Source organism: Pedobacter nanyangensis (genome assembly GCF_003313505.1).
In the GTDB taxonomy this organism is placed as follows: Bacteria; Bacteroidota; Bacteroidia; order Sphingobacteriales; family Sphingobacteriaceae; genus Pedobacter; species Pedobacter nanyangensis.
On sequence record NZ_QMHO01000016.1, the window covers coordinates 51,846 to 78,138 of the forward strand.

At 43.4% G+C, this 26,293-nt stretch carries 25 protein-coding genes; 8 read left to right on the forward strand and 17 right to left on the reverse strand.

Annotation, left to right across the window (positions count from 1 at the left end):
- Positions 1-3 precede the first annotated feature (3 nt).
- The 3 genes from ruvA to DUT71_RS18530 all read right to left on the reverse strand — a co-directional run bounded on the left by ruvA (position 4) and on the right by DUT71_RS18530 (position 3,713).
- Positions 4-588, reverse strand: coding sequence for a Holliday junction branch migration protein RuvA (gene ruvA / locus DUT71_RS18520; RefSeq protein ID WP_113664041.1), 585 nt, complete (start codon positions 586-588; stop codon positions 4-6).
- Between the two features lie 240 nt (positions 589-828).
- The gene (locus DUT71_RS18525) at positions 829-3,132 is read right to left on the reverse strand and encodes an NADP-dependent malic enzyme (RefSeq protein WP_113664042.1); all 2,304 of its coding nucleotides are present in this window, start codon (positions 3,130-3,132) and stop codon (positions 829-831) included.
- A gap of 314 nt (positions 3,133-3,446) precedes the next feature.
- Positions 3,447-3,713, reverse strand: coding sequence for a hypothetical protein (locus tag DUT71_RS18530; RefSeq protein ID WP_162796118.1), 267 nt, complete (start codon positions 3,711-3,713; stop codon positions 3,447-3,449).
- A gap of 388 nt (positions 3,714-4,101) precedes the next feature.
- Here DUT71_RS18530 and DUT71_RS18535 point away from each other — a divergent pair, with 388 nt between their 5' ends.
- The 4 genes from DUT71_RS18535 to DUT71_RS18550 all read left to right on the forward strand — a co-directional run bounded on the left by DUT71_RS18535 (position 4,102) and on the right by DUT71_RS18550 (position 7,395).
- Positions 4,102-5,520, forward strand: a complete 1,419-nt coding sequence (locus DUT71_RS18535; protein ID WP_113664044.1) for a hypothetical protein — start codon at positions 4,102-4,104, stop codon at positions 5,518-5,520.
- A 16-nt stretch (positions 5,521-5,536) separates the two neighbouring features.
- A complete protein-coding gene (locus DUT71_RS18540; protein ID WP_162796119.1) occupies positions 5,537-6,070 on the forward strand; it encodes a hypothetical protein in 534 nt (177 codons plus the stop codon).
- 50 nt (positions 6,071-6,120) lie between these two features.
- On the forward strand, positions 6,121-6,795 hold the full coding sequence (locus DUT71_RS18545) for a hypothetical protein (RefSeq protein WP_113664046.1): 675 nt from the start codon (positions 6,121-6,123) through the stop codon (positions 6,793-6,795).
- 105 nt (positions 6,796-6,900) lie between these two features.
- On the forward strand, positions 6,901-7,395 hold the full coding sequence (locus tag DUT71_RS18550; protein ID WP_113664047.1) for a hypothetical protein: 495 nt from the start codon (positions 6,901-6,903) through the stop codon (positions 7,393-7,395).
- A 64-nt stretch (positions 7,396-7,459) separates the two neighbouring features.
- Here the strand turns inward: DUT71_RS18550 and DUT71_RS18555 are convergent, their stop codons facing one another.
- From DUT71_RS18555 to DUT71_RS18610, 12 genes are all read right to left on the reverse strand, one after another.
- Positions 7,460-8,869, reverse strand: a complete 1,410-nt coding sequence (locus DUT71_RS18555; RefSeq protein WP_113664048.1) for a LysM peptidoglycan-binding domain-containing protein — start codon at positions 8,867-8,869, stop codon at positions 7,460-7,462.
- Positions 8,870-8,951: 82 nt separating this feature from the next.
- Positions 8,952-10,376 (reverse strand): Asp-tRNA(Asn)/Glu-tRNA(Gln) amidotransferase subunit GatA, encoded by a 1,425-nt coding sequence (gene gatA / locus DUT71_RS18560; RefSeq protein ID WP_113664049.1) that lies wholly within the window; start codon positions 10,374-10,376, stop codon positions 8,952-8,954.
- 31 nt (positions 10,377-10,407) lie between these two features.
- The gene (locus DUT71_RS18565; RefSeq protein ID WP_113664050.1) at positions 10,408-10,602 is read right to left on the reverse strand and encodes a Sec-independent protein translocase subunit TatA/TatB; all 195 of its coding nucleotides are present in this window, start codon (positions 10,600-10,602) and stop codon (positions 10,408-10,410) included.
- Between the two features lie 26 nt (positions 10,603-10,628).
- Positions 10,629-10,991: a Sec-independent protein translocase subunit TatA/TatB gene (locus DUT71_RS18570; protein WP_113664051.1), complete on the reverse strand. Its 363-nt coding sequence runs from the start codon at positions 10,989-10,991 to the stop codon at positions 10,629-10,631.
- 51 nt (positions 10,992-11,042) lie between these two features.
- Positions 11,043-12,317 carry a murein hydrolase activator EnvC family protein gene (locus DUT71_RS18575; protein ID WP_113664052.1) on the reverse strand — a complete coding sequence of 425 codons (1,275 nt, stop codon included), beginning with the start codon at positions 12,315-12,317 and terminating at the stop codon, positions 11,043-11,045.
- 21 nt (positions 12,318-12,338) lie between these two features.
- Entirely contained in the window at positions 12,339-13,130 is a 792-nt protein-coding gene (locus DUT71_RS18580; protein WP_113664053.1) for a DUF4292 domain-containing protein, read from the reverse strand.
- Positions 13,108-14,793, reverse strand: coding sequence for a tetratricopeptide repeat protein (locus DUT71_RS18585; RefSeq protein ID WP_113664054.1), 1,686 nt, complete (start codon positions 14,791-14,793; stop codon positions 13,108-13,110). The genes DUT71_RS18580 and DUT71_RS18585 overlap by 23 nt, the downstream gene beginning before the upstream one ends.
- A 6-nt stretch (positions 14,794-14,799) precedes the next feature.
- Entirely contained in the window at positions 14,800-15,231 is a 432-nt protein-coding gene (dut, locus tag DUT71_RS18590; protein WP_113664055.1) for a dUTP diphosphatase, read from the reverse strand.
- A gap of 65 nt (positions 15,232-15,296) precedes the next feature.
- Positions 15,297-16,817: an MATE family efflux transporter gene (locus tag DUT71_RS18595; protein ID WP_113664056.1), complete on the reverse strand. Its 1,521-nt coding sequence runs from the start codon at positions 16,815-16,817 to the stop codon at positions 15,297-15,299.
- A gap of 95 nt (positions 16,818-16,912) precedes the next feature.
- On the reverse strand, positions 16,913-17,197 hold the full coding sequence (locus DUT71_RS18600) for an acylphosphatase (protein WP_113664057.1): 285 nt from the start codon (positions 17,195-17,197) through the stop codon (positions 16,913-16,915).
- A 244-nt stretch (positions 17,198-17,441) separates the two neighbouring features.
- The gene (locus DUT71_RS18605; protein WP_113664058.1) at positions 17,442-18,389 is read right to left on the reverse strand and encodes an NAD(P)H-dependent flavin oxidoreductase; all 948 of its coding nucleotides are present in this window, start codon (positions 18,387-18,389) and stop codon (positions 17,442-17,444) included.
- A complete protein-coding gene (locus tag DUT71_RS18610; RefSeq protein ID WP_113664059.1) occupies positions 18,389-19,552 on the reverse strand; it encodes an amidohydrolase family protein in 1,164 nt (387 codons plus the stop codon). Before DUT71_RS18610 ends, DUT71_RS18605 begins: the two co-directional genes overlap by 1 nt.
- 217 nt (positions 19,553-19,769) lie before the next feature.
- Between DUT71_RS18610 and DUT71_RS18615 the strand changes: the two genes are divergently transcribed.
- Positions 19,770-20,075, forward strand: a complete 306-nt coding sequence (locus DUT71_RS18615) for a hypothetical protein (RefSeq protein WP_113664060.1) — start codon at positions 19,770-19,772, stop codon at positions 20,073-20,075.
- A gap of 67 nt (positions 20,076-20,142) precedes the next feature.
- Entirely contained in the window at positions 20,143-21,465 is a 1,323-nt protein-coding gene (locus tag DUT71_RS18620; RefSeq protein ID WP_113664061.1) for a sigma-54-dependent transcriptional regulator, read from the forward strand.
- A gap of 463 nt (positions 21,466-21,928) precedes the next feature.
- Here DUT71_RS18620 and DUT71_RS18625 read toward each other — a convergent pair whose 3' ends face one another.
- Positions 21,929-22,717 (reverse strand): Cof-type HAD-IIB family hydrolase, encoded by a 789-nt coding sequence (locus DUT71_RS18625; RefSeq protein WP_113664062.1) that lies wholly within the window; start codon positions 22,715-22,717, stop codon positions 21,929-21,931.
- Positions 22,718-22,829: 112 nt separating this feature from the next.
- A complete protein-coding gene (locus DUT71_RS18630; protein WP_113664063.1) occupies positions 22,830-25,307 on the reverse strand; it encodes an ATP-binding protein in 2,478 nt (825 codons plus the stop codon).
- Positions 25,308-25,433: 126 nt separating this feature from the next.
- Between DUT71_RS18630 and DUT71_RS20505 the strand changes: the two genes are divergently transcribed.
- Together DUT71_RS20505 and DUT71_RS18635 are read left to right on the forward strand one after the other, a co-directional pair.
- Complete coding sequence (locus DUT71_RS20505; protein ID WP_240186986.1) at positions 25,434-25,649, forward strand: helix-turn-helix transcriptional regulator; 216 nt, start codon at positions 25,434-25,436, stop codon at positions 25,647-25,649.
- Positions 25,612-26,124, forward strand: a complete 513-nt coding sequence (locus DUT71_RS18635) for a helix-turn-helix transcriptional regulator (protein WP_240186987.1) — start codon at positions 25,612-25,614, stop codon at positions 26,122-26,124. The genes DUT71_RS20505 and DUT71_RS18635 overlap by 38 nt, the downstream gene beginning before the upstream one ends.
- Positions 26,125-26,293: the final 169 nt, after the last annotated feature.

Genomic DNA, 26,293 nt, shown 5'->3' on the forward strand with positions numbered 1-26,293 from the left:
TATTTATAAATTCTTCAAAGCTTGTTTGATCATTTGCTCAACCGTTAGCTCGCCATCGGACTTCTTCATTACATTATCCAATGCCTTTTCTGCAACCTGTTTGCTAAAGCCAAGCATGATCAAAGCAGATAACGCTTCATCTTTAATTGTATTGTGGTTAGGCATAGAAATTAGTGATTCTATGCCTTCTTTTTTTAATTTGTCTTGAAGTTCGAGCACTATGCGTTGTGCAGACTTGGCCCCTATACCTTTGATTTTTTGGATCAGGGCTACGTCGGCGCCAACTATGGCCTGCTGTATTTCGTTTGGTGTTATGGAAGAGAGCATCATACGACAAGTGGTTGGGCCTATGCCCGATACTGAAATTAAATGAAGGAACAACCTGCGTTCCCCCTCATCTGCAAAGCCATACAGGGTATGCGCATCTTCTTTCACGTGTAGCCAGGTGTAAATCTTGCACCGTTCTGCGCTGCCTAGTGCGGCATAAGTGTTAAGCGATATATTGATGTGATAGCCAACCCCGCCTGTTTCTACAACAATATACGTTGGACATTTAAACGTCAGTCTTCCATCAATATAAGCGTACATAGTTCTAAGATAAATTAAAAAGCTAAAAATAGAACAAACAATTAGCTTTTTAATTTTTTACAACTTTTTTTTGGTTAATCAAAACCTCTTTAAAAATAGCAGGCATTTCGAAAATGACCTTAAACTCATATCAACAAATACCCAAAGGTTCTTCATATGAACCACATAGAAACATAGTCATGCAACGCTACAACAATGTTTCTATGTGGTTAAACAAAAGCAGTTTCTCAACAAAAGCAATTATTTCTTTTTGAACAAGCCTTTTTTCTTAGGCTCTGCCTCCTCTTTGGCTTGCACATCAAGCACGGCAATGGTTACCATGTTCACAATTTCCCTAACCGAGCTACCTAACTGCACAATGTGAACTGGCTTTTTAAGCCCCAACAAAATTGGTCCAACAGCCTCGGCCCCGCCAAGCTCCTGCAACAATTTATAAGCAATATTGCCCGATTCTAAGTTAGGGAATACCAAGGTGTTTGCCGGAGCATCTGCCAATCTGCTAAAAGGGAAATTATCTTTCATCATGGCGCTGTTAATGGCAAAATTCCCCTGCATTTCACCATCTACAATAATCTCCGGATATTTCTCGTGCAGGATTTTAACCGCTTTTCTGGTCTTCTCGGGAATATCTCCCTCATTGGAACCAAAGTTAGAGTAAGAAAGCATCGCAATACGAGGCGTAATGTTGAATTTCCTTACCGATTTTTCCAACAATAAGGTCAAATCCACCAATTCTTCTGCCGTTGGATCTACGTTAACCGTGGTATCGCCAAAGAAAACCGGCCCCTTTTCAGTCATCATCATGTACATCCCCGCCACACGTTTCACGCCTTCTTCAGTACCGATAATTTGCAGGGCAGGCTTAATGGTTGTTGCGTAGTTTTTGGTTAAACCAGAAATCATCGCATCAGCCTCTCCAAACTCCACCATCGATGAGCCGAAGTAGTTCCTGTCACGCATCATTTTTACCGCCTCCGTTAAGGTTACCCCTCTCCGCTGTCTTTTTTCGTATAACGATTTTGCGTATTTCTGGGTTCTTTCTGGCTCTAGGGCAGGATCAATGATTTGAACGCCTTCCAATTCCAAAGCATTTTCTTCAATAATGGCCTGGATTCTTTCTTTGTTACCCAATAAAATTGGAATAGCAATGTTGTCATCTTTTACAATCTGAGCCGCTTTTAAAATTTTATAGTTATCCGCTTCTGCAAAAACTACTCGTTTAGGATCTGATTTGGCCTTGTTGGTGATGGCACGCATAATGGCATCATCAGTACCTAAACGTTGTTTCAATTCCTCTGCATAAGCATCCCAATCGGTAATCACCTTGCGGGCAACACCGCTTTCAATAGCCGCTTTTGCCACCGCCATCGAAACATTGGTCATTAAACGGAAGTCCATTGGCTTAGGAATGATATAATCTTTCCCGAATTTCAGGTTTTTGGCATTGTAGGCCATATTCACCGCCTCCGGAACAGATTTTTTGGCCAGTTCGGCAATTGCACGAACCGCAGCAATCTTCATTTCTTCGTTAATAGCAGTTGCCCTAACATCTAAGGCACCTCTAAAAATATATGGGAAACCCAATACGTTGTTCACTTGGTTAGGATAATCGGAACGGCCCGTTGCCATAATGATATCCTTGCGTGAACTGATGGCCAAATCATAGGCAATTTCCGGATTAGGATTGGCCATGGCCATTACAATAGGGTTTTTGGACATCGATTTCAGCATATCAACCGAAACGCAATCGGCCGATGAAAGGCCGATGAATACATCCGAATCCTTCATAGCCTCTTCCAAAGTATGGAGGTCTCTCTTGGTGGCAAACTCAGCCTTAATCGGATCTAATTTTTCACGATCAGCACGGATCACCCCATTTCTGTCGCACATTACAATGTTCTCCTTTTTGGCGCCAATGGCCACATAAAGTCTCGAACATGAAATAGCCGCAGCACCGGCGCCGTTTACCACAATTTTGATCTTATCCAGTTTCTTTTTCTGCAGTTCGCAGGCATTAATCAATGCCGCTGCCGAGATAATTGCCGTACCATGTTGGTCATCGTGCATTACCGGGATGTTCATTTCTTCCTTAAGCCTGCGCTCAATTTCAAAACACTCCGGCGCCTTAATGTCCTCCAGGTTTACCCCGCCAAAAGTTGGCTCCAAAGCTTTCACAATATTTACAAACTCATCTACGTTTTTGGCATCCAATTCAAGGTCAAAAACATCAATGTCAGCAAAAATCTTAAACAGCAAACCCTTACCTTCCATTACAGGTTTACCTGCCTCGGCACCAATATCACCCAGGCCCAGCACAGCCGTACCATTACTAATTACGGCAACTAAGTTTCCCTTTGCGGTGTATTTATATACGTCTTCTTTGTTTTCTGCAATTTTTAAACAAGGTTCTGCTACACCTGGCGAATAGGCCAACGTTAAATCTCTCTGTGAAGAGTAGGGTTTGGTTGGTATTACCTCAATTTTCCCAGGCCTTCCTTGCGAGTGATAGTCTAAAGCGTCTTGTTTTCTGTTAATCTTGCTCATTTTTAAATCATTTGTAGCGGCCAAAGTTACAATCTTTTTTTAGGATACAATCAGTTTTTTGTCATCCCCCCTTAGCGGCATAAGTTGTGGCGGCCTTTAAAATTAGTCCCTATAAACACACACAAGGACCGCCCAAACTGGTTTAATTACAACCGTTGGGTTATTTTATGAAAAGCTACCTACCGCTACTATTTACGCAAGGCCCCTCTTTCAGCTATAGTCCTCGTTCGCTAAAGCTCACTGCGGGCTGCCGCTTCAATAGGGTTTATAATACGCGGGCCTTTACCAAACACCCCGTTTCAACGGGCCACCAACTAAGCCCTTTTGGGCTGCTTGGGGTTTAACTGCACCAATCTTCGGTTTTTTTCTTGGCCGCTTTGCATCCGCCCTAAAATGCTTCCCGCCATGGGCAGCAGTCTCTCATCAGGGTCGTGAAACCTTCCCGCCACCGGCAGCGGCCAATCATGGCGGTCATGAAAGCTTCCCGCTGGCGGCAGCAAGCCATTATGAGGGTCATGAGCTGTTCCTGCCCATGGCGGCACCAAATCATCGTCCATTGACTGGCGTTTTCTCCCTACCATGCAAAAGCCATTTCAAAGGGTGGGCAACCACGCCAAAAGAAGCAGTAGCCATACCTGTTCCGGCTTAGAGAAAAACGTTGTAACAAACAGATAATCAGAAAATTAAATTTCAAATATCAAATCTATTTCGTTACATTGGTACTAAAGCTTCTACCCCGTTTAATATGAAAAACCTAACGCTTAAGTGCCATGGGCCCTACCCTATTGGCCAAAAATCCATTTTAAAACCTACAGGGGCCAATTCCAGCTCCCTTCCTGTATGTCCGCTTAAAGGGGCACTTTTTAAGCATGGCCATTACCGCCGCCTAGGCACCACATAGCTGCTGCGGATAATTTATGGCACATATGCCCCACCAATTTTACTAACCAAAATTTTAAACCATCGGATATGAAAACCAAGCAATATCACAAAGCAACGGGCCTTATATTATTGGGCCTGCTGTTGCTGTTTGGCTGCAAGCGGGACCAGCTGCAGCCCGCTCCACCCAGTTTGCTCAGCACCTACCACGGTACCGATAAAATGGTACTACAGGTTATTGACCAACTGCAACAGCCCGCCAACCGGGCCATATTGGCCGAGCTCGAAAAACAGGGCAGCATCAACTGGGGCTACAAAACCCTAATTACCTCCCGCTTTATCAAAGGCTACACCCTGCGCTTTGCATTGGGCAGCAGCGGCAACTATCTGGACGCCGAAATAGATGCCAAAACAGGAGAAATTAAGCTGTTCACCAAGGAAATGCAGCTGAGCAAAGACCAACAGGTAAGGCAGCACCTTCAAAACACCCGGCTCAAACAGGGCAATGGCACCTTAAATGACGAATGCGTGTTTTTTGTGTTTTTTGAAATACATAACATTGATAATTTTAGCCCTGATCTCTGGGAATCTATCATCAAAATCCTTTTGTGTGATTATTTAGCAGTAGTGGGCGGGAACCTATATGTACAGGAGGTGTATGTAGAATCTTCTAATTACCTAATTATTGTGGCACCCAGTGGCACTACTGCGGAACAGGTTGAAATGGACCTTAGACCTGATAACCATCCCCTCGGGGTGTATATGGATGTTGAGTCGATAAGTGTTATCGGTGGTTGTGGGGATGAAAATGGTACGGTTATACAGGATATCCCGCCGATTACCTGGAGGCCAACAACCGTAATAAGTACCGAAACAGGCAAAAGTCAAACCCTTCCATCTGATCCCATTATTAATGCAACGCCTTTTAAAACGGGTGGTTTTTGGAAGATTAAGATAAACTTCATTACGGTTGCCGTCAGAATGATTATCCGTACGGGCAGTTTTAGGGACCCCTATTATAACCCTCCCCAGTCAGCTTATGAGGCCAATGAAGCCATTAACGAAATGAGCGATTATTTCAGTCGTGGAGGTATTTATGAAAATGGCTGGAGCACTGTTGACGCCACAAAGGCACATGAAAACTATCATTTTACCGAAATAAAGGCTATTTACGAGCATTATTGGCCCCAAATGGCGGCCTGCCTTAACAGCGTTCAGTTGCCCGTAAGCGGCAATGATGAGGCCGATAAGGCCTTGGCAGAAACAAGAGTTAGGCAGATAGCGGGCAGCTTAAAGGGATTTTATAATGGTTATCAGGCATTGCTTAGCGATGGTGCGGGCGGCAGGCCCTATGCCGCAGGGCAGCTAGAGCTGAACAAAGCCATTACCATGGTAAAACAATTGGCAGACTCCAGGGGATGGTGGACCACTGGCGGGCCCACCATTCCCAATGTGGACATTTCTAACCCTACCTATCAGCCCTTTATCCCTTTTAATTGTCCATTTTAAAACCTTAAATATTTTAATGATGAAAACCCCAAAATTATTATTGATCATAATGCTGGCCGTATCGGCCGCATTTGCGCAACAAAGGCCCAAAGAGCTGAGCCTTAGCATCAGTGCTAAGAAAAACGTCATGCCGTACAACAAAATAATGGTAAATGTAGAAATTAAGAACATCAGCAACAGGAACATTGAACTGTTGGATTATTTTAACGACAAGGAGAATGGAAAAATGTTCCTTTTTAGTAATTTTTTCCGTCCTGGAATTGATTTAAAAACCAGCAGCGAAACTTATTCTGGCGGTATAAATGTAGCAGGAACAATAGAGATAGCGAAGCCAGGCGAAGCCCTTAAATTTAGGAAGTTTAAACCGCAACAGGTTTACAGGTTTACGCTTAACCTTCACGATTTGTTTGAAGATCCAAGCACTAAGTTACCCCCAGGGCGGTATATAGTTAGCTTAAGTTACTTTATTCCTAAAGTGGCAGGCTGTGAAGAATGTTTTAAAGTGTGGTATACCACCAGTAATGAGATAGATATTGATGTGACAAATTAGGTGATTTGCCTGTGGTTGGTGTGATCACCAACCACAAATAATAACAGCACATGAAAAAACAAGCACTGGGCATTATCACCATCATGATGGTGATCTGCCACATTCCAATCTCCCTTGTAGCACAGCAGCTAAAGGAAATTGCATTTAAAAAAATTGAAATGGAGCTTCAATCAGAGAAACCACAAAACATGGTCGCCTCTCCATTGCAGGTTAAGCTCAAAATAGCAGAGCAGCAGCCCATCTCGAGCAAAGGCTTTGAGTTTGCCATTGTCATCACCAATAATTCCTCGGCAGATGTAGACATTGGCAATCCCCTAACCACGTTAAGTCCATCAATGATAGATGAGCAGGGGTACAGCGTATTGCTGGACAATCCCAGGGCCTCAGAAATTGTCCATTACCGGAGGTTTTTCGTTCCCAGTTTCGAAGCCTTTGAAATAGGCAGTACCTTGGTTAACGGGAAAAAACAGGAGGTCAACTATCATACCTCGGAAAGCATTCGCATACCTGCCAAAGCCACCTACCAGATCAACCTGAGTATCCTTAGGTTTTCTGCAAACCCAAAGACCCATTCCATTGAGGAACGCAACGCCAGTGCCATAAAAATCAAAAAGGGAAAGTACAGGTTCCGGGTTTCGTTGATGGTAGCAGCAGCCAGAGGCACCACCACACGCTTTGCAGATATTCTGAGAATTTCAGAAGTGGCTGTGTCCTATGGGCTGTAAGCTTTAACCTGTAGTTGTTTTGATCTGTCCTGGCACTTTTATCAACACCTGCTTACATGCCGTTCTTGCCTTTCTACTGTTCATTTTAAAACAAAAACAATTATCATGAAAACAATCCATTTAACATTGTTCATCCTGCTATTTGCCTCGGCAGTATCTGCCCAGCCGAAAAGCCCCCAAGGTCCACCCGAAATTAGCCTTGTACTAAGCGCAAAAAAAAAACAAAAGATAGACCACTTTATAGTAGAACTAGAAATCAAGAATATCAGTGGAAAAACAATCCAAATGATCGATAGCTTTGATGAACCCGATGGTTCCCGCCGCTTTTTTAGTATTACCGCTTACTACGGCATGACGGGTATGCACGGAGGGGGACTTTCCAACTATTTCAAGGATATAAAAGTTAACTATCGCTATAAAACCTTTAAACCAAACGAAAAGTTACGCCTAAAGTTTAACCTTAACAAATGGCGGGGAAATGATTTTTTTAGGCCAAATGAAGAAGTCATTATACAAATACGTTACTTGAACGTTCATGGAGAAAACTGTGTAAAAGGTTCTTTTGACAGTAATGAAGTTGCCGTAACACTGGTAAAATAGTTCGTTTGCCCTGTGGTTGGTGTGATCACCAACCACAAATAGCTACGGCTTTCGAACCTTGAAATTACATCACCTTCAGCACCATTCCTTCCGTAATTTTTGCTGATTTTAAGCCATTGGCTTCCTTCAAACTTGCCACGGTAATCCCATCAAATTTCTCTGCAATGCTCGAAAGGGTATCGCCTTGCTTTACCTTATAACTTACAAAAGCGGCTTTGGGCTTTGGTACTGATTTTTGAGGAACACTATCTCTATATATTTTTAACTTTTGGCCAGGGATAATGGTTAAAGCCGCTAGCTTGTTCCAAACCTTTAAATCCTGAACCTGCACGCCATATTTATTGGCAATGAGGGTTAGGTTTTGGCCTGGGAGTACTTTATGCACCAAAATACCAGATACGGAAGCCCTTTCAGTTTTTTTAGATTGGGCTTTCTTTCTTAAATCCCTTACATCGTCTGTAGAGGCCAGGATAATTTCCTTATCGGTGTCCACATCCCTATTTAATACCTCAAACAACTGTTCGTAATATTGATGCTCGGGATTAGGAATTACGATACGCTTCGGAGAAACCTCTGTTCCGTTTACAATCTTCTTCTTATAACTCGGGTTTAGGGCAAAAAGTGTTTCTTCGGTATGGTTAATGGCATTAGCTACATCTGATAAGGCTACAAAATTCCTTACCTGTACCGTATCGGTTTTAAACACAAAGGGAGTTGCCTTAGCTTGTATCTGGTGGGTTTTGGCATACTTCATTACATAAACCGCTGCAATAAAAGCGGGCACATAATTACGGGTTTCGGCAGGTAAAAACCTTCTGATTTCCCAAAAATCACGAGAACCTGCCTTATCAATGGCCTTATTCACATTTCCTTTGCCACAGTTGTAGGCCGCTATGGCCAAAAGCCAGTCGCCAAGCTCTTCATAGGCATCTTTAAAATAGGCGGCAGCGGCGTAGCTAGCTTGTATAGGGTCTTTACGTTCGTCAACAAAGTTGTCCATATTTAGGCCATAGGCTTTTGCCGTACCAAACATAAATTGCCATAGGCCCGTGGCGCCAACCCTTGAAACGGCATGCGGGTTTAAAGATGATTCAACTATGGACAGGTATTTGATTTCGGTGGGGATGTTGTACGATTTTAAGGCCTTCTCAAAGATGGGGAAGTAATAGGCGGATAGCCCCAGCATATCGGCATACATGTTTTTCCGCTTTACGTAAATATCGATATAGCTTTGCACGTACTCATTATAGTCCAATGGAACGGTTTGCTTAATGGAATCAAGTCGCAACTTGTACTGCAGGTTTTGCCCGAAAAGTAGGGGCTGATTGATCATTGGAACTGCCACGGTGTCCGTAGCGGGTGCGGTGGTCAGCCTCTTCAGGATGGTATCACCTTGGATAATTTTTGCGGGGACTTGGGCTTGAGCGCTTAAAACAGTTACCCAACCTAAAACAGTAAGTATCAATTTCCTCATAGGCCAATTTTCAATTTGCAGCTAATTTTACATTGGTATCTAACTGATGCTAAAATAAATTCAGCATCACGAGTAGGTTAATTTATCCCTTTTCTAAAAAACGGTGTGACAATGAAAGCAAAGCTTGTTCGTTAAAATGGTTTCCCATTAACTGGATACTTAACGGCAAACCTTCGCTGTTATTGCCCAGAGGCAATGCAATTGCAGGTATTCCCGCCAAAGAGGCCAGTACGGTATAAATATCGGCCATGTACATCACCAAGGGATCCTGTACATTTTCGCCTATCTTAAATGCTGGAGTTGGGGCCACAGGGCTCACCAGTACCTCATGAGTTTGCAGTAATGCTTCTATTTTTTCGCGGATTAGCCTACGAACCTTTTGTGCTTTCTGATAATAAGCGTCGTAGTAACCTGCGCTCAGCACAAAGGTGCCCAATAAAATCCTACGTTTTACTTCCTCGCCAAAACCTTCGGCCCTTGAACTTTTGTAAAGTTGGTTTAGGCTTTGGGCCTGGGTATTGCGGTAGCCATAATGCACGCCATCATAACGGGAGAGGTTGGAAGAAGCCTCGGCAGTGGTTAAAATGTAATAGGTAGGCACTAGGTAATCCAACAAGTCAAAAGACACTTCGGTTACCTCATGTCCTTCGGCTTTGAACTTCTCAATGGCGGCAGTAATAGCTGTTTTTGTTTCAGGATCTAAAGCGTCACTATCTAACGTTTCCTTTAAAACGGCTATTTTCTTCTGGGTGTTAAAGGATAAGTTTTGTGAATATTGAGGCACGGGCAAAGTAGAAACGGTGCTATCATTTTCATCGGCTCCAGCCAAAACTTCCAATAGCAAAGCCGCATCAGAAACCGAAGCCGTTAAAGTACCCACTTGGTCAAAAGAGGATGCGTAGGCAATTACACCGTAACGGGAAATACGCCCGTAAGTTGGTTTGAAGCCTATATTGCCACAAAATGCTGCTGGCTGACGGACAGAGCCTCCTGTATCAGTTCCCAATGCTGCCAAACACATGTCTGCTTGTACTGCCACTGCAGAACCACCTGATGAACCGCCCGCAACACGTTCTTCGTCTGCGGCATTTTTTACCGTACCGAAGTAGGAGGTTTCATTGGAGCCACCCATGGCAAATTCATCGCAGTTTAACCGTCCGATGATAATGGCATCTTCGGCCAAAAGGCGTTCAACCACGGTAGCCGAGTATGGAGCAACAAAACCATCGAGCATTTTGGATGAAGCAGTAACCTGATGATCTTGGTAACAGATGTTATCCTTAATGCCGATAACCATTCCGGCCAGTTTTCCCGCAGTGCCTTGCGACAACTTCTGTTGGACCAGCGCAGCCTGTTTGTTAGCAGAATCAAAAAACACCTCATTAAATGCATTGAGGTGTTGATGCTTTTCTATTTGCTCAAAATAATAAGCAAGGAGTTCTTTTAAAGTTAGTTGCTTTTGCGCGAGTTTTCCTTGTATCTCTGTAAGAGAGGTGTATTTCTTCAAAATCTAAATTTAAAAGCGTTGTAAACTGAAATTATTGAGGTTTGTTGGGGTTGTTGTCGCCTTGGCCATCTACACCATCTTTACCATCTTTAAATTCTTTTACGCCTCTACCTAAGCCTCTCATTAATTCTGGAATTTTTTTACCTCCAAAAAGCAATAAAAGAGCTACAATAATTAAAACGATTTCCATTGTGCCTAGCGCAGCTAGCATTGGTGTTTGTAACATGACTGTGGTTTTATATATTCAATTTTTTAAACGGAACTTTTTGGCTCCTTATTTTCTTCTACACGATCTACAGGCCTAACTTCAGTTTCGTTTTCGGCTACCGCAGTTTCTTCATGGATAGAGTGCGAATGGTCTTCTTCAGGTGCTCTATAGCTACGGTTTTCCTCGGCCTTCCGATCTTCTTCATCGATGTCAACCGCATTGATATTGCGATGGATTTCTCTTTTAACTCCTTCTGATGCATCTTTGAATTCTCTAATCCCCTTGCCCAGTCCTCTTGCTAATTCGGGCAATTTTTTACCTCCAAATAACAAAAGTATGGCAATTACGATGAGCATAATCTCGCCCCCTCCCATATTCAAAAACTCTAATAATGGCGTGTTGTACATTTTAAAAACGATTTTATACAAATATAGCGTTTATTTAAGCAAAAAAACACATTATCTGGCCAGCCAGGCTGCGGGATCTTGTGCCGTAGTACCTCGGTGGATTTGGAATTCAATTTCGGGAACGCCATCCGATTCGCCAGCAACACCAATGTTTTGTTTAGTGCTAACGCTTTCTCCCTGGGATACGGAAACACTTTTTAAGTTGGTGTAAATGGTAAAATACTCGCCATGCCTAACAATGATCACCCAACGCCCCATAATATTGGTTACCCTGGTTACCTTTCCATTAAAAACCGCTCTAACAGCCGCTCCTTCACTTGTTTGGAAAGTAACACCATCATTTTTTGCCGAGGCCTGATCAACCTTATAGGCCCCAAATCTGCTGGTAATGTACCCGTTAGATACAGGCGAAGGCAAACTTCCCCTATTAGCTTCAAAAGCATCAGAAAGCTTTGCTGCTTCTGGTGTTGCCCTTAAAGCTTCGCTAGTTGTTTTAGGTTTAGCTGCGGTGGTTGTTGGCGCAGGCCTGTTTTCGGCTTTGGCTTTGGCGGCGGCAATCCTTTCGCGTTCACGTTCTTCTTCCTCCGCTTTTTTCTTTGCTGCGGCAATCTCCCTGGCAATAGCTGCCCTAATCTCTCGATCCACTGCTGCCTGTTGTTGTCGTTTCTTTTTGATGTCCTGCTGGAACTGTTTCTCCTGCCTACTCAACTTATTTAGTACAACCGTTTGCTCGCTTCTGTTTTTATCTAGTTTGCTTTTTTCCGTTTGTTCTTCTTTTAACAAACTACCCTTACTCTTTAGGTTTTTGTCCAGCACTACAATCTGATTGCTCAACTGCTTTTCGGTACCTTGGATGTAGGCTGCCTGTTTTTTGCGGTATTGGCCAAATTGCTGTAAATATTTAATGCGCTTATAGGCTTGGTTAAAATCTTTTGCCGCAAAAATAAACATCATTTTATCGTAGGCATTTTTGTTGCGTTGTGCAAAGCGAATCATCGCCGCGTACTCCTTTTTCAAATCAGCCAAACGCCCCTTCAAGTTGTACACCTTATTGGTGTTTTCCGAAATTTGCTGGTCAAGGGTTTTCATCTCTGAGTTGATCGTAGAGATTTTTTCCTGGCGCAGCCTGATTTGTGCTTTGATGGCGTTGATTTGGCCAAGCGTTAGTTTTTTACCGCTCGATGCTTTGTTTAGGTTCCGCTGGGCAAGTTCAATATCTCTTTGTAAGGCTTCTTTTTTACGTTTCAGCTCCTTGCTAGATTGCGCAAAAGCATTTGCACAAAAACATAGGGATACAACTAAAAGTAGGGCTTTATTTAACTTCATTAACCAAAAGTATAAAAAATATTAATGGATTAGTTGAAAAGTCTTTGGAACTGTAAAAGGGAATTCTACAGGCACATTGGCATCGATTTTTGTAAATTCAACGGCCACACTTATTTTTTTATTGCCCACGGCCGACGTTATTTTCAAATTAGAAGGGAACAAACCTTTGTTTACGGGCGTGTACTTATCATACACTACCTTGAGTGCCTGTGCCGCTTGCGCATCGTTCAAATTAAGCTCGGCGGCTTTTAGCAAGGTATTGAATAGCGTACGATAGGCCAGGCCCTGCGCTGTTCCGCTTAAAATCCATACGCCGTTCTCTTGCTTCAAATCTGATTTTTCTGTCATAAACTCAGGAATGGTGTTGCCTACAATAATGGCCTGTAGCCAGCCAAAATTCACCTGCTGGTTGGTATAATCGTGGATATACGACAATGGCTTTCTTAAAATGGTTTTCTGAAACCTGTTCATTAGCCACAGGCTATCAGGGGTAATGATCCCGCGTGCCGCCTCAATTGTCCCGCCAAGGGCGGTTACATTAAACCAAATCACTTCGTCCTTTTTGATGCGGATATTGAGTGTTACATTATTGGCATCACCATTGATATCCAACTCGGCCTTGCCTTTTAACGATAAGGTACTGTATGGAAGTTCTTTGCTTAACAGCGTGGCAAGGTTTTCAGATTTTTTGTCCGTTACTGGTGCGGTTTCTACGGCTGGCGGGGCTTTAATAATTTCCTTTTTTGGCGCACAACCTACGGCCAAAACTACACAGGCAATTAAAAAACCGCTATTTAATATATTTTTTCTCATTGATCTTTTTGTTTAACTTCTCCGACTGGTTTCCGGCAGATCTTGCCTTTTGCCATTGCGTAAGTGCATTTTCTTTATCCCCTTTCAAAAACAAGATATCGCCGTAGTGTTCCAAATAAACGGGATTTCCACTATCGTTGTTTTGCAAAGCTTTTTCTATGTATTTCAAGGCATCGTCAAGCTTATTAAGTTTGAACAACACCATTGCGTATGTATCTAAAATAGACGAATTTTGCGGCATGGCCAAGGCTGCTTTTGAAGCCAGTTTCTCTGCCTTTGGCAAATCATGGTTGCGCAGGGCGAGATAATAAGCATAGTTGCTTAAAGTGAGATAATTATTGGGGGCCAAAGCCACAGCCTTGTCAAATGCGGCATCGGCTTCTTTTAATTTGCCCTGATCTATCAATACTTCGGCCTGTAAAGATAAAATCATGGCCTTCAAATTTGCATCCTCCGGCTCTAATTGCAAGGCATTTTTGAGTTCGAAACCAGCCTCCGCATTCTGTCCGTTACGGTGTAGGGCAAAGGCACGGTAATAATACAATATCGCCTGATTTGGATATATGGATAATGCATCCTCTCCCGTTTTGATAGCTTCTTCGTAATTGCCCATCAGCGTTTGTACGCCAAGCAATTTTTCCCATGCAATGTAAAGCTGTTCCGAAATTTTTACGGCGCCCGTATATTGCTCCTTTGCGCCCTGTAAATTCCCTTGCTGGTAAAGAATATCGCCATACAGTACCTTTACTTTTGGATCGTCCTTGTGGTTTTCCAAAGTGATGGCCCCAAGTTGAGCCGCACTTTTAGCCACTTGCGGATTGTTAAAGCGGGGCAGCATCTGGCTCAAAATTTTCATCTTGGCGGGCAGGGGCATTTCTGTACTTTCAAAAGCCTCTTTAAGGGCGGCCAAAGCTTCATCGGTTTTTTTCAGGGAGTGATAAACATCGGCCAAGGCCAAATTCACTTCGTAATGACCAGGAGCAATGGATTTGGCTTTTAATAAAGTAGCCAAGGCTTCGTTGTTTTGGTTCTTATCCAGCAGCATGCCGCTTAGGTCTAGGTAATTTTTAATGTCATCGGGATTGTCCTTAATGAGCTTATTGAAATCACTACTGGCCCTTGCCTGAGTTTTAAAGCGTTGCTTTGCAGCCGTAGAGGCTTTGGACACGCCAAATTTCTGCTCCAGCTGGTCATAAGCATGCTCGGATTCGTTTATTTTTCCCGCAATAAACAGCGCATTGGCCCGGTCGAAATAGAAACTTTCGGTTTCCGGATCCAGCTGTATCAGTTTATCGAAAGTTTGTACCAGCGCATCCATATTGCCGTTACGCTTGTACACTTCTGTTTGCAGTTTCAGGTACCAAATATTATTGGGCTGTGCGGCAAGTGCTTTTTTAATGGATACTTCAGCTTCCAATAATTTATTTTGGCGGATTTGCATATTGGCCAGCTCAAAATGGGCTGCATCATGATTAGGATCAATCACCAATACTTTGGAAAAGTTGTTGCTGGCACCAACATAATTATCGTTCAGCTTATCCTTTAGGCCCGCAAAAAAAAGTTCTTTTATTGCATTGCTGTCTTTTACGGCAATTGTATTTTGCTGTGCCATGGTTATACCGCAGCCGGCGGTCATCAATGCTATCAAAAGAAATCTCTTCATCCTTTATTATCTTCCTGTGTGTCCGTAACCCCCTTCGCCTCTATCGGTTGCGCTCAGTTCGTGGGTTAACTGCCAAACTGCGGCTTCGTGCCTGGCCACTACCATTTGGGCAATGCGCTCGCCATTGGCCACCTTAAATTCGGTATCAGACAAATTTACCAACAATACTTTTATTTCACCACGGTAATCAGCATCAATAGTTCCGGGCGAATTGAGCACGGTTATGCCGTGTTTGTACGCTAATCCGCTCCGGGGCCTAATTTGTGCCTCATATCCTACGGGAAGCTCCATATACAAACCCGTTGGAATTAAAGAACGCTGTAAAGGTTTAATTATGATTTCTTCTGTTAACGACGCCCTCAAATCCATCCCCGCAGCGTGTGCGGTTTCATAGGCTGGCAATGGATGAGCTGATTTATTGATGATTTTTATTTCCATGATCAGTATTTAGTGTACAGCTGTTAATATTTAGGTTTAAGGCTAATGCAGCGAGATGTTATCGGTTATCGGTTTTCTGTTTTTACCCCAGCTTTTTTGAAAAAGCTCTTGAGCTCGTTCTTTTCTAAGAAATATACGGCTCCCAAAAATAAAACCAACAAGCCATTACCGATAAATATGTTTCGGTTAAACACAAAAAACGACATCAAAACAATTATGGTTGCCGAAATGAAATATAAGGCAATTCGCTTTAGGTTATAGGGAATTGGATAATATTTTTGGCCCAGCACGTAAGAAACAACCATCATCACGAAATAGGCAATCATGCTAACCCAAGCTGAGCCCATATAGCCATGCTTTGGAATAAGCACCAAATTGAGCACAATGGTAATTATTGCGCCCAATACCGAAATGTAAAGGCCAAAACGGGTTTGGTCAGAAAGGCGATACCAAATAGACAGGTTCATATAAATACCTAAGCAAACATAGCCCAACAACAAATAGGGAACTGCCGGTAATCCTGCCCAGTAATCTGCAAGGTGCGCTTGGTCTCTACTGATGAAATATTTCAGGATTTCGATATTGGCCACCAGGCCGATAAAAATGACCACCAGTGCAATCACGAAGTAATGCAGAATGGTGGCATAGGTTTGTTTTGCGTTTTTGTTTTTGGCAAAGCTGAAGAAGAACGGCTCAGCGCCCAAACGAAACGCCGTGTTAAAAATGCTCAGGAAAATGGCAATTTTACAAACAGCGCCGTATATGCCTACCTGGCCATCGGCTATTTCTGGGGGCAGCAGTTTCTTAAGCACAATCTTATCCAAGTTCTCATTAATGATGAAGGATAGGTTAGCCACCAAAATTGGCCAGCTATAGCCAAACATATTGCGCAACAAAGCACTATCAAACCGAAGCTGAAGTTTTAAAAACTCGGGCAAAAGAAATAGCAAAGTAGCGCCGCTTGCCACCAAATTGGAAATAAACACATAGCCAACCCACTGCTTGCGATACCATGACGCCAGCCACTCGGCGCCCACCCATTGCTGTTTGATGATGGTGGGAATAAGCAAGATAAATACCAGATTGAGCCCCACAAACAAACCGATGTTTAAGAATTTGGCTGTACTATACCGGATGGGTTTTTCGTCGGCCCGTATTTTTGCAAATGGAATCACGCAGATGGCGTCAATAAACAGTATCCAAACGAAAAACTTTACATACCATTTATAGTCGGCTATTTCGGTTGCATTGGCGGCAAAATATTGTGCTATTTGTGTATTAAAAGTAAGGCCAGTGATCAGGAACAATATGCCCATAAAGGCCACGCACAAAAAGGTGTTATTGTACACTTCCTGCTTTTTGTCTTCGTGTTTATTGAGGTAGCGGAAAAAGGTGCTTTCCATGCCAAAAGCCAAAATTGCGTTGATGATGGAAGCATTGGCGTACATATTGGTGAAAATACCGTAAACCCCTGCAGGGTAAACCCTGGTATATATTGGGGTAAGAATAAAATTCAGCAAGCGCGACAGCACCGTTGTAACGCCATATATGGCTGTTTGGCCAACAAATTTTTTTAGTGCAGACAAGTTGATCTTAGATTTACGATTTTAGATCTACGAATTTCCAAAATCGAGGTTTATATTGTTGATTGCTAAATATTTTCTATCTCCGTAAATTAACCCTACCACAACAGGTTCTTTTTAATAACCACAAAATTGGTGTAATGCTGCATTGGCCCATCTTCTACCAATACTTGCTCCACTACGGATTTTTCGGGGCCTTTGTGGCACCATTCTACAAACATAGCCAAAATGACATCATCAGCCTCCGCTTCGATGAGTACCGATCCGTCTTTTTCATTTTTCACTTTCCCTTTTACGCCCATTTGGTCGGCAACAGCTTTGGTGCTTGCTCTAAAAAACACGCCCTGTACTTTACCAATTACTTTTATATTGATGTGCTTCATTTCTGTATTGAGATATCGGTGCCGGGTATTAAGGCTGCCCGAAACCTAATTGACCACAAAGGTAAAAACAAACCATTAAGAAATTAAGGTAATTAAACTAAGTCCAATATTTTAAATCATCTAAGTTCATTTTAGGCAAATCCCTCAGGTGCTCTTAAATGTTTAAGGCGGTAAATAAATCGAGTATTGGCAAAAAAAATATTGTTACTTAATCACTTAACGTTAAAAAAACTAAAATGGCAAGTTAAAACTCCAGGCCATTAATTCTTTCCCTCTCCACCAAAAACTCCGCCCAAATTTCATTAAGAATTGTAGCGGCAGGTTTTATTTCATTAAGCATGGCCGATACCTGACCGATTTCCAATTCGCCTTCATCCATATTACCTTCAAACATCCCAAGCTTTGCCCTTGCCCTGCCCAGTAATTCAGCCAGTTCGGCCGTGCCAGCTCCGTTAGCTTCGGCCTGTGCCACGGCATCAGAAAACTCGTTTTGAAGCAACCGTACGGGCACCAGTTTCTTTAGTCTTAATTTGGTATCACCTTCTGCAGAAGCAATAATCTTTTCCTTAAAGTTTGTATGGGCCGAAGATTCCTCCGCCACGGCAAAGGCCGAACCGACCTGCACTCCGTCGGCGCCCAATGCAAAAGCAGCCAACATAGCTTTACCACTGCCTATACCTCCCGCAGCAATTACCGGAATATTTACCGCCTGCTTAATCATTGGTATTAAACACAAAGTGGTTGTTTCCTCCCTTCCGTTATGCCCCCCGGCTTCAAAACCTTCCGCAACAACGGCATCAGCACCACTTTGTTGGGCTTTAAGCGCAAATTTGGTATTGGCAATAACGTGCACTACGATCATCCCTTTTTCTTTAAGGAAGCTGGTCCAGGTTGCAGGATTGCCCGCCGAGGTAAAAACAATCTTTACTTCTTCTTCCAACAAAATATCCATAATTTCCTGAATATTGGGATAAAGCAAAGGCACATTTACAGCAAAGGGCCTGTTGGTGGCCTGTTTGCATTTTTGAATATGCTCCCTTAAAACATGTGGGTACATAGAACCGGCACCAATAATTCCCAAGCCACCTGCATTGGAAACCGCGGCAGCCAAGCGCCAGCCACTACACCAAACCATTCCGGCTTGTATAATTGGATATTGGATGCCAAATAAGGAGTTGATTGCATTAGCCATTAGATCAATCGTTTTACATGGTTAGATTTGATGATTTTTGTTTCCGAAAGGTCAACCAAATTCACCCCGGGCTTTTTTCCCACCTCAAAACTTCCAAACTGACTTTCCACCCCCAAAAACATTGCTCCGTTTATGGTTCCCCAAGCTAACAGTTCCTCAAAAGCAATGCGTTTACGTTGCTGTAAAGTCTGCATTTCTGCCAAGATAGACAATTGATGGTTGCTGGCCAAACTATCGGTCCCCAAAGTAACCTTTACCTGTGGTTGCATGAACAGCGTAACTTCGGGCAGGTTATCTTCTATATACACATTAGCATTAGGACAAAGGCACCAATACAAATCTTTATGTTGTGCCAAAGCAAAATCAACATCGGCTTTGCTGGTAAAGGTATTGTGCACCAGCAGCGTACGGTTAGGCGGCATTTGCGGCAAATGATAACGGATAGCGTTTTCGCCGGTGCCGTGTGCCTGCGATTTTGGTATGCCCAACCGCTGGTAGGTAAGTTCGAAATCACCAGTACCCTTTTCGAAAAATTCGTTTTCAGCTGCCGTTTCCTGATTGTGGATACTTAAAATATCTTGCGGCCTGGTATTTTTTTCGATTAACTGGAAAAGCTCCGTAGAGACTGAATACGGCGCATGGGGCACTACCGAGGCATTAAGGGGCCAATACGTGTCCCTGATCTTTACGGCCTCCTCCATAATTGGCTGCGAAGGGTGGTTAAACCCAAACACTTCCACAAAAGTATGATAGTAGAGTGGGCTATTCTGTTTCACTACTTTGGACAGCAGTACGTTTGAAATATCGCCCACGGCCACAATGCCATTTTCATACATCTGCTTATCAGCTTGTTGCATTGCGGCAATCACTACTTCGTCGGCAGCGGCACGTTGGGCCACAATTTCCCGAACAAATGCCGACAGGCCTGTTTGCTCCGGAATTTTACCAAATAAGTGCGAAAGCTCCAAATGGCAGTGCGTATTAACGAAGCCCGGCACCAATACCCCTTCAAATTTCTCTACATGCCCAATGCTTTTTGCCTCCGCCTCCTCCTGGGTGAATATCTTCAAAATTTCGCCCGCTGCCGAAACCTCCAGTACACCATTGGCTATGGGCTGGCTTGTTATGGGATAAATCCAGTTTGCTGATAAGTATCTTTGCATGCTACAAATTAAAGGGAATAAGATTTAACACTCAAATTAAAAACTTTTTTGCTGCTTTTGCCCACAGCTTGTGGATAAATTCCACACTATGCCCTTGTCATAAAAAAATACAAGTAATTCATTTACAGTAACTTATTTTTTGGCACACCCTATGGCATCATTATGTATCAGAAGTTAGTGTAATTGAAAAATTGTAAAAACTATAAAATTTAATATTATGAAAAAGTTATTTGTAGCAGCTATCGTAGCATTCGCGGGATTTACCGCAGTTCAAGCCCAAGCATCAGTTAACAAAGTTGAAGTTGTTAGCGTACAAGACAGTGTTGTTAAAACACCTATTAAGTTAGAAGAATTACCAGAAGCCATTAAAACTGTTCTACAAACAGACCCCTATAAAGCATGGACACCAACAGCTGCTTTCAGCGTAAAAGATGGCAGCAAGTCATACTTCCAGGTTGACGTGAAGAAAGAAGAAGAAACTGCTTCACTAAAATTCGATGCTGAAGGTAAACCAGTAGAATAAGCTTAAAACACATCGTTAAAACTAAACCGAAAAGCCAGATTTATGCTGGCTTTTCTTATTTTTGTGTATGGCAGCAGTTTTAATCATTGAAGACGACAGCACCTTTGCACAAATTATAGAAGGCTTTTTAAGCAAGAACAATTATCAGGTTACTACCGTTAACAATGTAGCCAAGGCACTAAAACTCCTTGCACACGAACGCTTCCAGCTTTTATTGATTGACTACCGCCTGCCCGATGGAACCGGCATTGACGTACTGAACCACCGACGTGAAACTGGGCTTACCGTGCCCGCCATCATCATGACATCCTTTAATGATGTGCGCACGGCGGTAAAATCTATCCAACTGGGAGCGGCAGATTACATTACCAAGCCCATTAACCCTGATGAGCTATTGATGGTCATCAGCAATGCACTCCAAAAAAAGGAGCTGCCCAAGCCTACTTCGGCCGACAACTTTATTAGAGGTAAAAGTGAGGTAGCCAACAGGCTTTACCAACATATTGATTTGGTGGCAAACACCGATATGTCGGTAATTATACAAGGTGAAAGCGGTACCGGAAAAGAGTTTGCCGCCAGAACCTTACACCTACAAAGCAAGCGCAAAAACAAACCTTTTATTGCGATAGATTGCGGCGCATTGTCCAAAGACCTAGCGGCCAGCGAATTATTTGGCCATATTAAAGGGGCTTTTACCGGAGCAGTTGCCGATAAAAAAGGTTCATTTGAAGCGGCCGACGGCGGAACCATTTTTTTGGACGAAATTGGCAACCTTAGCTACGAGGTACAGGTAAAGCTTTTACGTGCCCTACAGGAACGTGTGGTACAGCCCCTTGGCAGCAACAGGCAAATCCCGGTTGATGTTAGGGTAATTACCGCCACCAACGACGACCTGGCCAACAGCATGAAAAACGGCGAGTTTAGGGAAGACCTTTACCATCGTTTAAACGAGTTTAAAATACAATTGCCCCCACTAAGGGAAAGAGGGGCAGATTTGGAGCTGTTTATAGACCTGTTTGTGAAACTCTCCAACCAGGAGCTGAACCGGAACGTTAAAGAAATTGACAAAAACACCCGCTCCATGTTATTAAAATACGACTGGCCCGGCAACTTACGCGAGCTCAAAAACGTGATTAAACGCATGGTGCTGCTTACCGCCGGAACGGTAGCCACTGCCGATAGCCTGCCCGACGAGATGAAAATTGCCGTTTCCAAAGAAGTCCCCCTGGACAATCCATCTGACCTGAAAGCCGTAAACGAAAGTAACGAGCGGGCGCTCATTACCGAAACCCTGGCCAAGGTAAAGTACAACAAATCCAAAGCGGCCAAACTACTTAACATCGACCGTAAAACGCTCTACGCCAAAATGGAACGCTACGGAATTGACTAAGTGCTGCTTTTTTCGAAAATCGCCTGCAATACTCCTATCTCCCGAAAGCCCTTCTTTCCGCTATAGTCCAAAGCTCGTAAACTCGCTTTGGAGCTGCCGCTTCAATAAGGTTTAGCTTAGCCCCTGTAATGCTTCGAGGGAAAAATGCCTGAGCCAAAACAGCGGTACCGGGCAGGGAGGTTTAACATGTTGTTTATTTAGGGGCTTCCCATAGTGCAATTGCGGGCTTCACCGTTTTAGAACTTCCAAGTTTTGCTCAATAAACCCGATTGAAGTGAAAATACTTTTTGGCCGCTAACGCTGAGCCTGCCGAAGCGTTCTTGCCATACTTATTCTCCCGCAAGCTCCAAATGACACCAATGGACAGTACCAGCCGTTCACAAAAAGATTGTAACGGAAAGCGGGGCTGGCTTTGTTCAGTGCAGCAATTTGGTTTACTCAAAAATAAGGGCAAACTGCTGCACTACAGCACCCCAAAATGCTTCAATGCGTTCCAAATACCATCGCTGTCCACGTCGTCGGTAACATAATCAGCAATGGCCTTAACCTCCGGGTTAGCGTTGCCCATGGCCACTCCCACCTTTACGTGTTTCAACATCTCGATATCGTTACCACCGTCGCCAAAGGCCATGGTTTCGGCCAGGTTGATCCCCAAATGTTTACAGAAAACATCAATTCCTACCTTTTTACTTTGGCCCAGCGGGTTAACGTCGGCAAACAGCGGTGTCCACCTAGAAGCTACCGAGTTGGGCATTACCGCGGCCATAAAGGCGGCTTCCTGCTCCGGGCCCAAAAATATATTGGTTTGCAGCACCGAATTTACATCAACCTTATCCACATCAATCAAAGGAGGTATTGGTATATTCAAATGCGCATACATGCCTGCAATTTCGGGCGTTACATCATGAATACTGATTTCCTTTTCCGACATGAAAGAGAAGCTGAGGGGATTTTCCCTGGCATAATTTAAAATAGCTTGGATATCTGCCGCATCAATGCACTTTTTAAACAATACCTCGCCCTGCGGTGCTACACAGTAACCGCCATTAAAGGTGATAAAGCCATCAAAATTTAAATACCTGATATGATCTATGCTATTGATAGACCGCCCGGTAGACAAAATGGTTTTGATGCCCCGGGCCTGCAGTGCCGCAATGGCCCGCTCTGTAGACTCAGAAACCTGGTGCGTTTTAAAACTTAGTAGTGTACCGTCTATATCAAAAAAAACAGCTTTTACGGATGGATTTTGCATATCGCAAAGTTAGCAAAGCCGATAACAGTAAGCAAAAGCCACTCAAAAGATCACGTTGTATTGACCAACCTGTTTATAAAGATTGGCGAAGTTGGCCTTGCCGAAGTTCAGGCTAAGAAAAAGATTGGATACGCCGTTTTACTGTTTCCAACAGCAATTGAAGCTGTTGCATTAATGCCGATATTTTAGCTTTCAACGGCTTATCAACAGTGTTTACGGCAGCAATATCCTGCTCAAGCTGCCTGAAATTGCTGCCTAGTTCCTTAGCGCCAATTTGGGCAACACGTCCTGCAAGGCGATGCACCACCAACCTTGCCTGCGCTTGATCTTGATCATCAATGGATTGTTGCAATAGCGCCTGGTCGTTATGGCAATCTTGCATAAAGCTAGCCAAAATCCTGGCCATCATCTGGTGATCGCCCATCGTCATTTTATACAGCGAGCTTTCGTCAAAATCTGCATTTTGTGGCATTTCGGCAGGCAATGCAAATAGTGCCAGCAAATCCTCGGCCTTAAAAGGTTTAATGATAATGCCTTCAAAACCTTGGTCTAGCACTGCTTGTTGCTCATCTGGGAGCACTTGTGCCGTAATGGCGTAATATTTTATCCCATTGGGCAGTTTTTCCCGTAGCTGCTCATGCAGTTCAATGCCGGTTACCCCTTCTAAGCGCATATCCAACAGCACATAGGCCAAGTTTTGGTCTATGGGTTGGGCCAGTACTGCTTCAGCGGTACTAAAAACCTTGAAAGGGATTTGGTGTGTTGAAAAAATCAGCTGGCACAAGTCCACAATCAGCTGATCATCGTCAACAATCCAAACAGTTTTGCTATGGTCCAGGGTGTTTTCATTTTCCAAGCTTACCGCTTCGGCTGGCATTTGTGCGGGCTTAAACTGAAGGTAGACCACAAAAGAGGTGCCCTTTCCCTGCCTGCTTTTAACGTTTATTCTTCCGCCCTGCGCATCTATCAGTGTTTTTACAATGGCTAGGCCCAGGCCCGTACCATTTTGGTTGAGCTGTTGGTTTAGCGGGTTGGCTCCCTGCTCAAATTCCCTAAAAATCTTTTCCTGTTCCTCTTCCGAAAAGCCAATACCGGTATCTTCTACGGTAAAGTAGCAGTGTAGGCTACCATCGTGCGGCTTACAGTCGGCCATCAGTTTTACGTGCCCTTTCAACGTAAATTTAATGGCATTGCCCAACAAATTGTACAGCACCTGCTTTAATCTAAAAGCGTCGCCATTCATCCAATGTTGCTCTGCAAGGTTAAATTGCGCCAACAGGCGGATACCTTTCTTCTCGGCCAGGGGCATCATGGCATCTATCACTTCATCCAGTAATTTCTTTAAATCAAAATCCTCTTTTTGGAAGCTGAACTCGCCGGAGGTGATACGGTTATAATCCAATACCTCATTTACAATTTGCAGTAAATGAACCGACGACCGATGAATGGCATCTACATGTTTTTTATCGGGGTTTTCCTGCTTGGCAATAAATTCTGCATATCCCAAAATGGCCTGTAAAGGTGTTCTAATTTCGTGGCTCATATTGGAAAGGAAACGCTGTTTTGCCCTACCATGATACTCTGCTTCTTCCTTTGCTTTCTCCAAGGCCAAGCGGTATTTGTTATTCTTGGTAATATCTGCCAAAATGAGCGAGCCCAAAACCAAGGTAATCAGAAAAAAGGCGATAATGATGACCTTGATTTGAAACACACCTTCGCTAACAATTCCCTTGGCCTGCTCGCCGTTTTGATCAATCTGCATCAGTGCTTCGGCCTCAACCTCCTTCAGCACATTTAACATCTGCTTGGTAAGGGCGCTGCTGGAACTGGCCAGCTCGGCCTCCTTTTTCAGGAAGCGGTTGCTTTTTTTCTGCTGCTCGGCTTCAATGGTCTTGAGGGTGGCTGCTACACTATGCATCAGGCTATCCTGTACCTGCGGGTTTAGGGTGTCTTTTTTTATCTTGTATTCTTCGCTGATGATTTTGTACACCTCGGCTTTCTTTTTACCGAAGAGCCTGGCCAAAAACCCTCTTGATTTTTGCTCTTCCTCCGGGGCTATGGTAGTTGTTGAGGTGGAGGTTTGAGTGGTAAAAACGGCACTATCTGCTTCTCGGGTCCGTTGTACAAATAATTCATTCAGTTTTTCAACCTCGTCTGAAAAAGATTGTGTATTTACCAGGTTTTCCTTTACCTCCAGATACAGCAAAAACTGCTTGTCCCTGTCGCGTAGCAGCCCTTTTAACGTTTTAATGCGCTTAAGCTGTTCCTGATCATTGGTGTACAAGCTGGTAAGGGTATCTAAAGAGCGGCGAAGCTTTTGGGTAGCGGCAAAAAAAACAACATTGTTTTTGGGCTCACGTTGCAGTTGGTCCAAAGAAGCAATTTGGTGCGAAAGCTTGTTCACAATCCTCAGCTTATCATTAGGGGCCGATATTTTCTCAACCGTGGCCAGTATTTCACCAAATACAAACCTGCTCACCCCCCATGCCAATAGAAGGGCCAAACCTGCAAACAGGAAGCCTATAACAACTTTTCCTTTGGTAGCCGTAAAGAAAGGTTTTTGTGGTTGAGCTGTTGATTTGATAGCCATATTTTACCATTAACCACAAAACACGCACCGAAAGTGCTTCAAACAATCAAAAAAATTGTAACAATACCATCAATTATTCGTTCAAGAGGGGTTGCGAGCCAAAACTTTGGCCTTTATATTTGTGTAATGAACAGAATAGACCGGCTTTTTGGAATCCTTATTTTATTGCAATCGAAAAAGCACGTAAGTGCCGAAACCATAGCCGACAGGTTTGAAATTAGTGTGCGTACCGTTTACCGCGATATAAAGGCATTGGCCGAACAGGGTGTTCCGCTGAGCTTTGAACCTAACAGGGGCTATTATATTGTACAGGGCTATTTTTTTACCGCCGGTTTCCTTTAATACCGATGAAGCGGGAGCACTGCTCATGATGGAGCGGTTTTTGGAAGGCTTTGCCGATAAATCAATCAAACAACATTACCACAGTGCGCTGGATAAGGTGAAGAATGTGCTAAAGAGCAATCAAAAAGAGATACTGGAAAACCTTAACCAAAACATTAAACTACAACTTCCCGAACGCCTAAAGAATGATTTTGAATATCTGGCCCAGCTACAAAACGCAATCAGTGCCAAACATTGCATTGTGATTGGCTATAAAAACAACAAGGAGGAAGTAAGCAAAAGAGAAATAGAACCTATTGGACTGATCTTTTATGCTTTCGGGTGGCATTTGATTGCTTGGTGCCATTTGCGCAATGAATATCGAGACTTTAAAGTAGATAGGATTAAAGATATCCTGAACCGCTGCGAGCCTTTCAAAAAAGAAAAACACATGCCCTTGGAGGAGTACATGAAGTTTTTACCAGTAGATTTTTAATACGGTCTACATTTTAATTATCGCTTCCCCACATACTGCTAACCATTTTGATCCCACCGGCCACTATGAAGCTCTACACGAAGCTTGGGCCACCTTTACTCCAAAAGCATGGTCACAAAAAAAGCCCCGACCATTTCTGGAGGGGGCTTGTAAGGATAGGCACCGACCT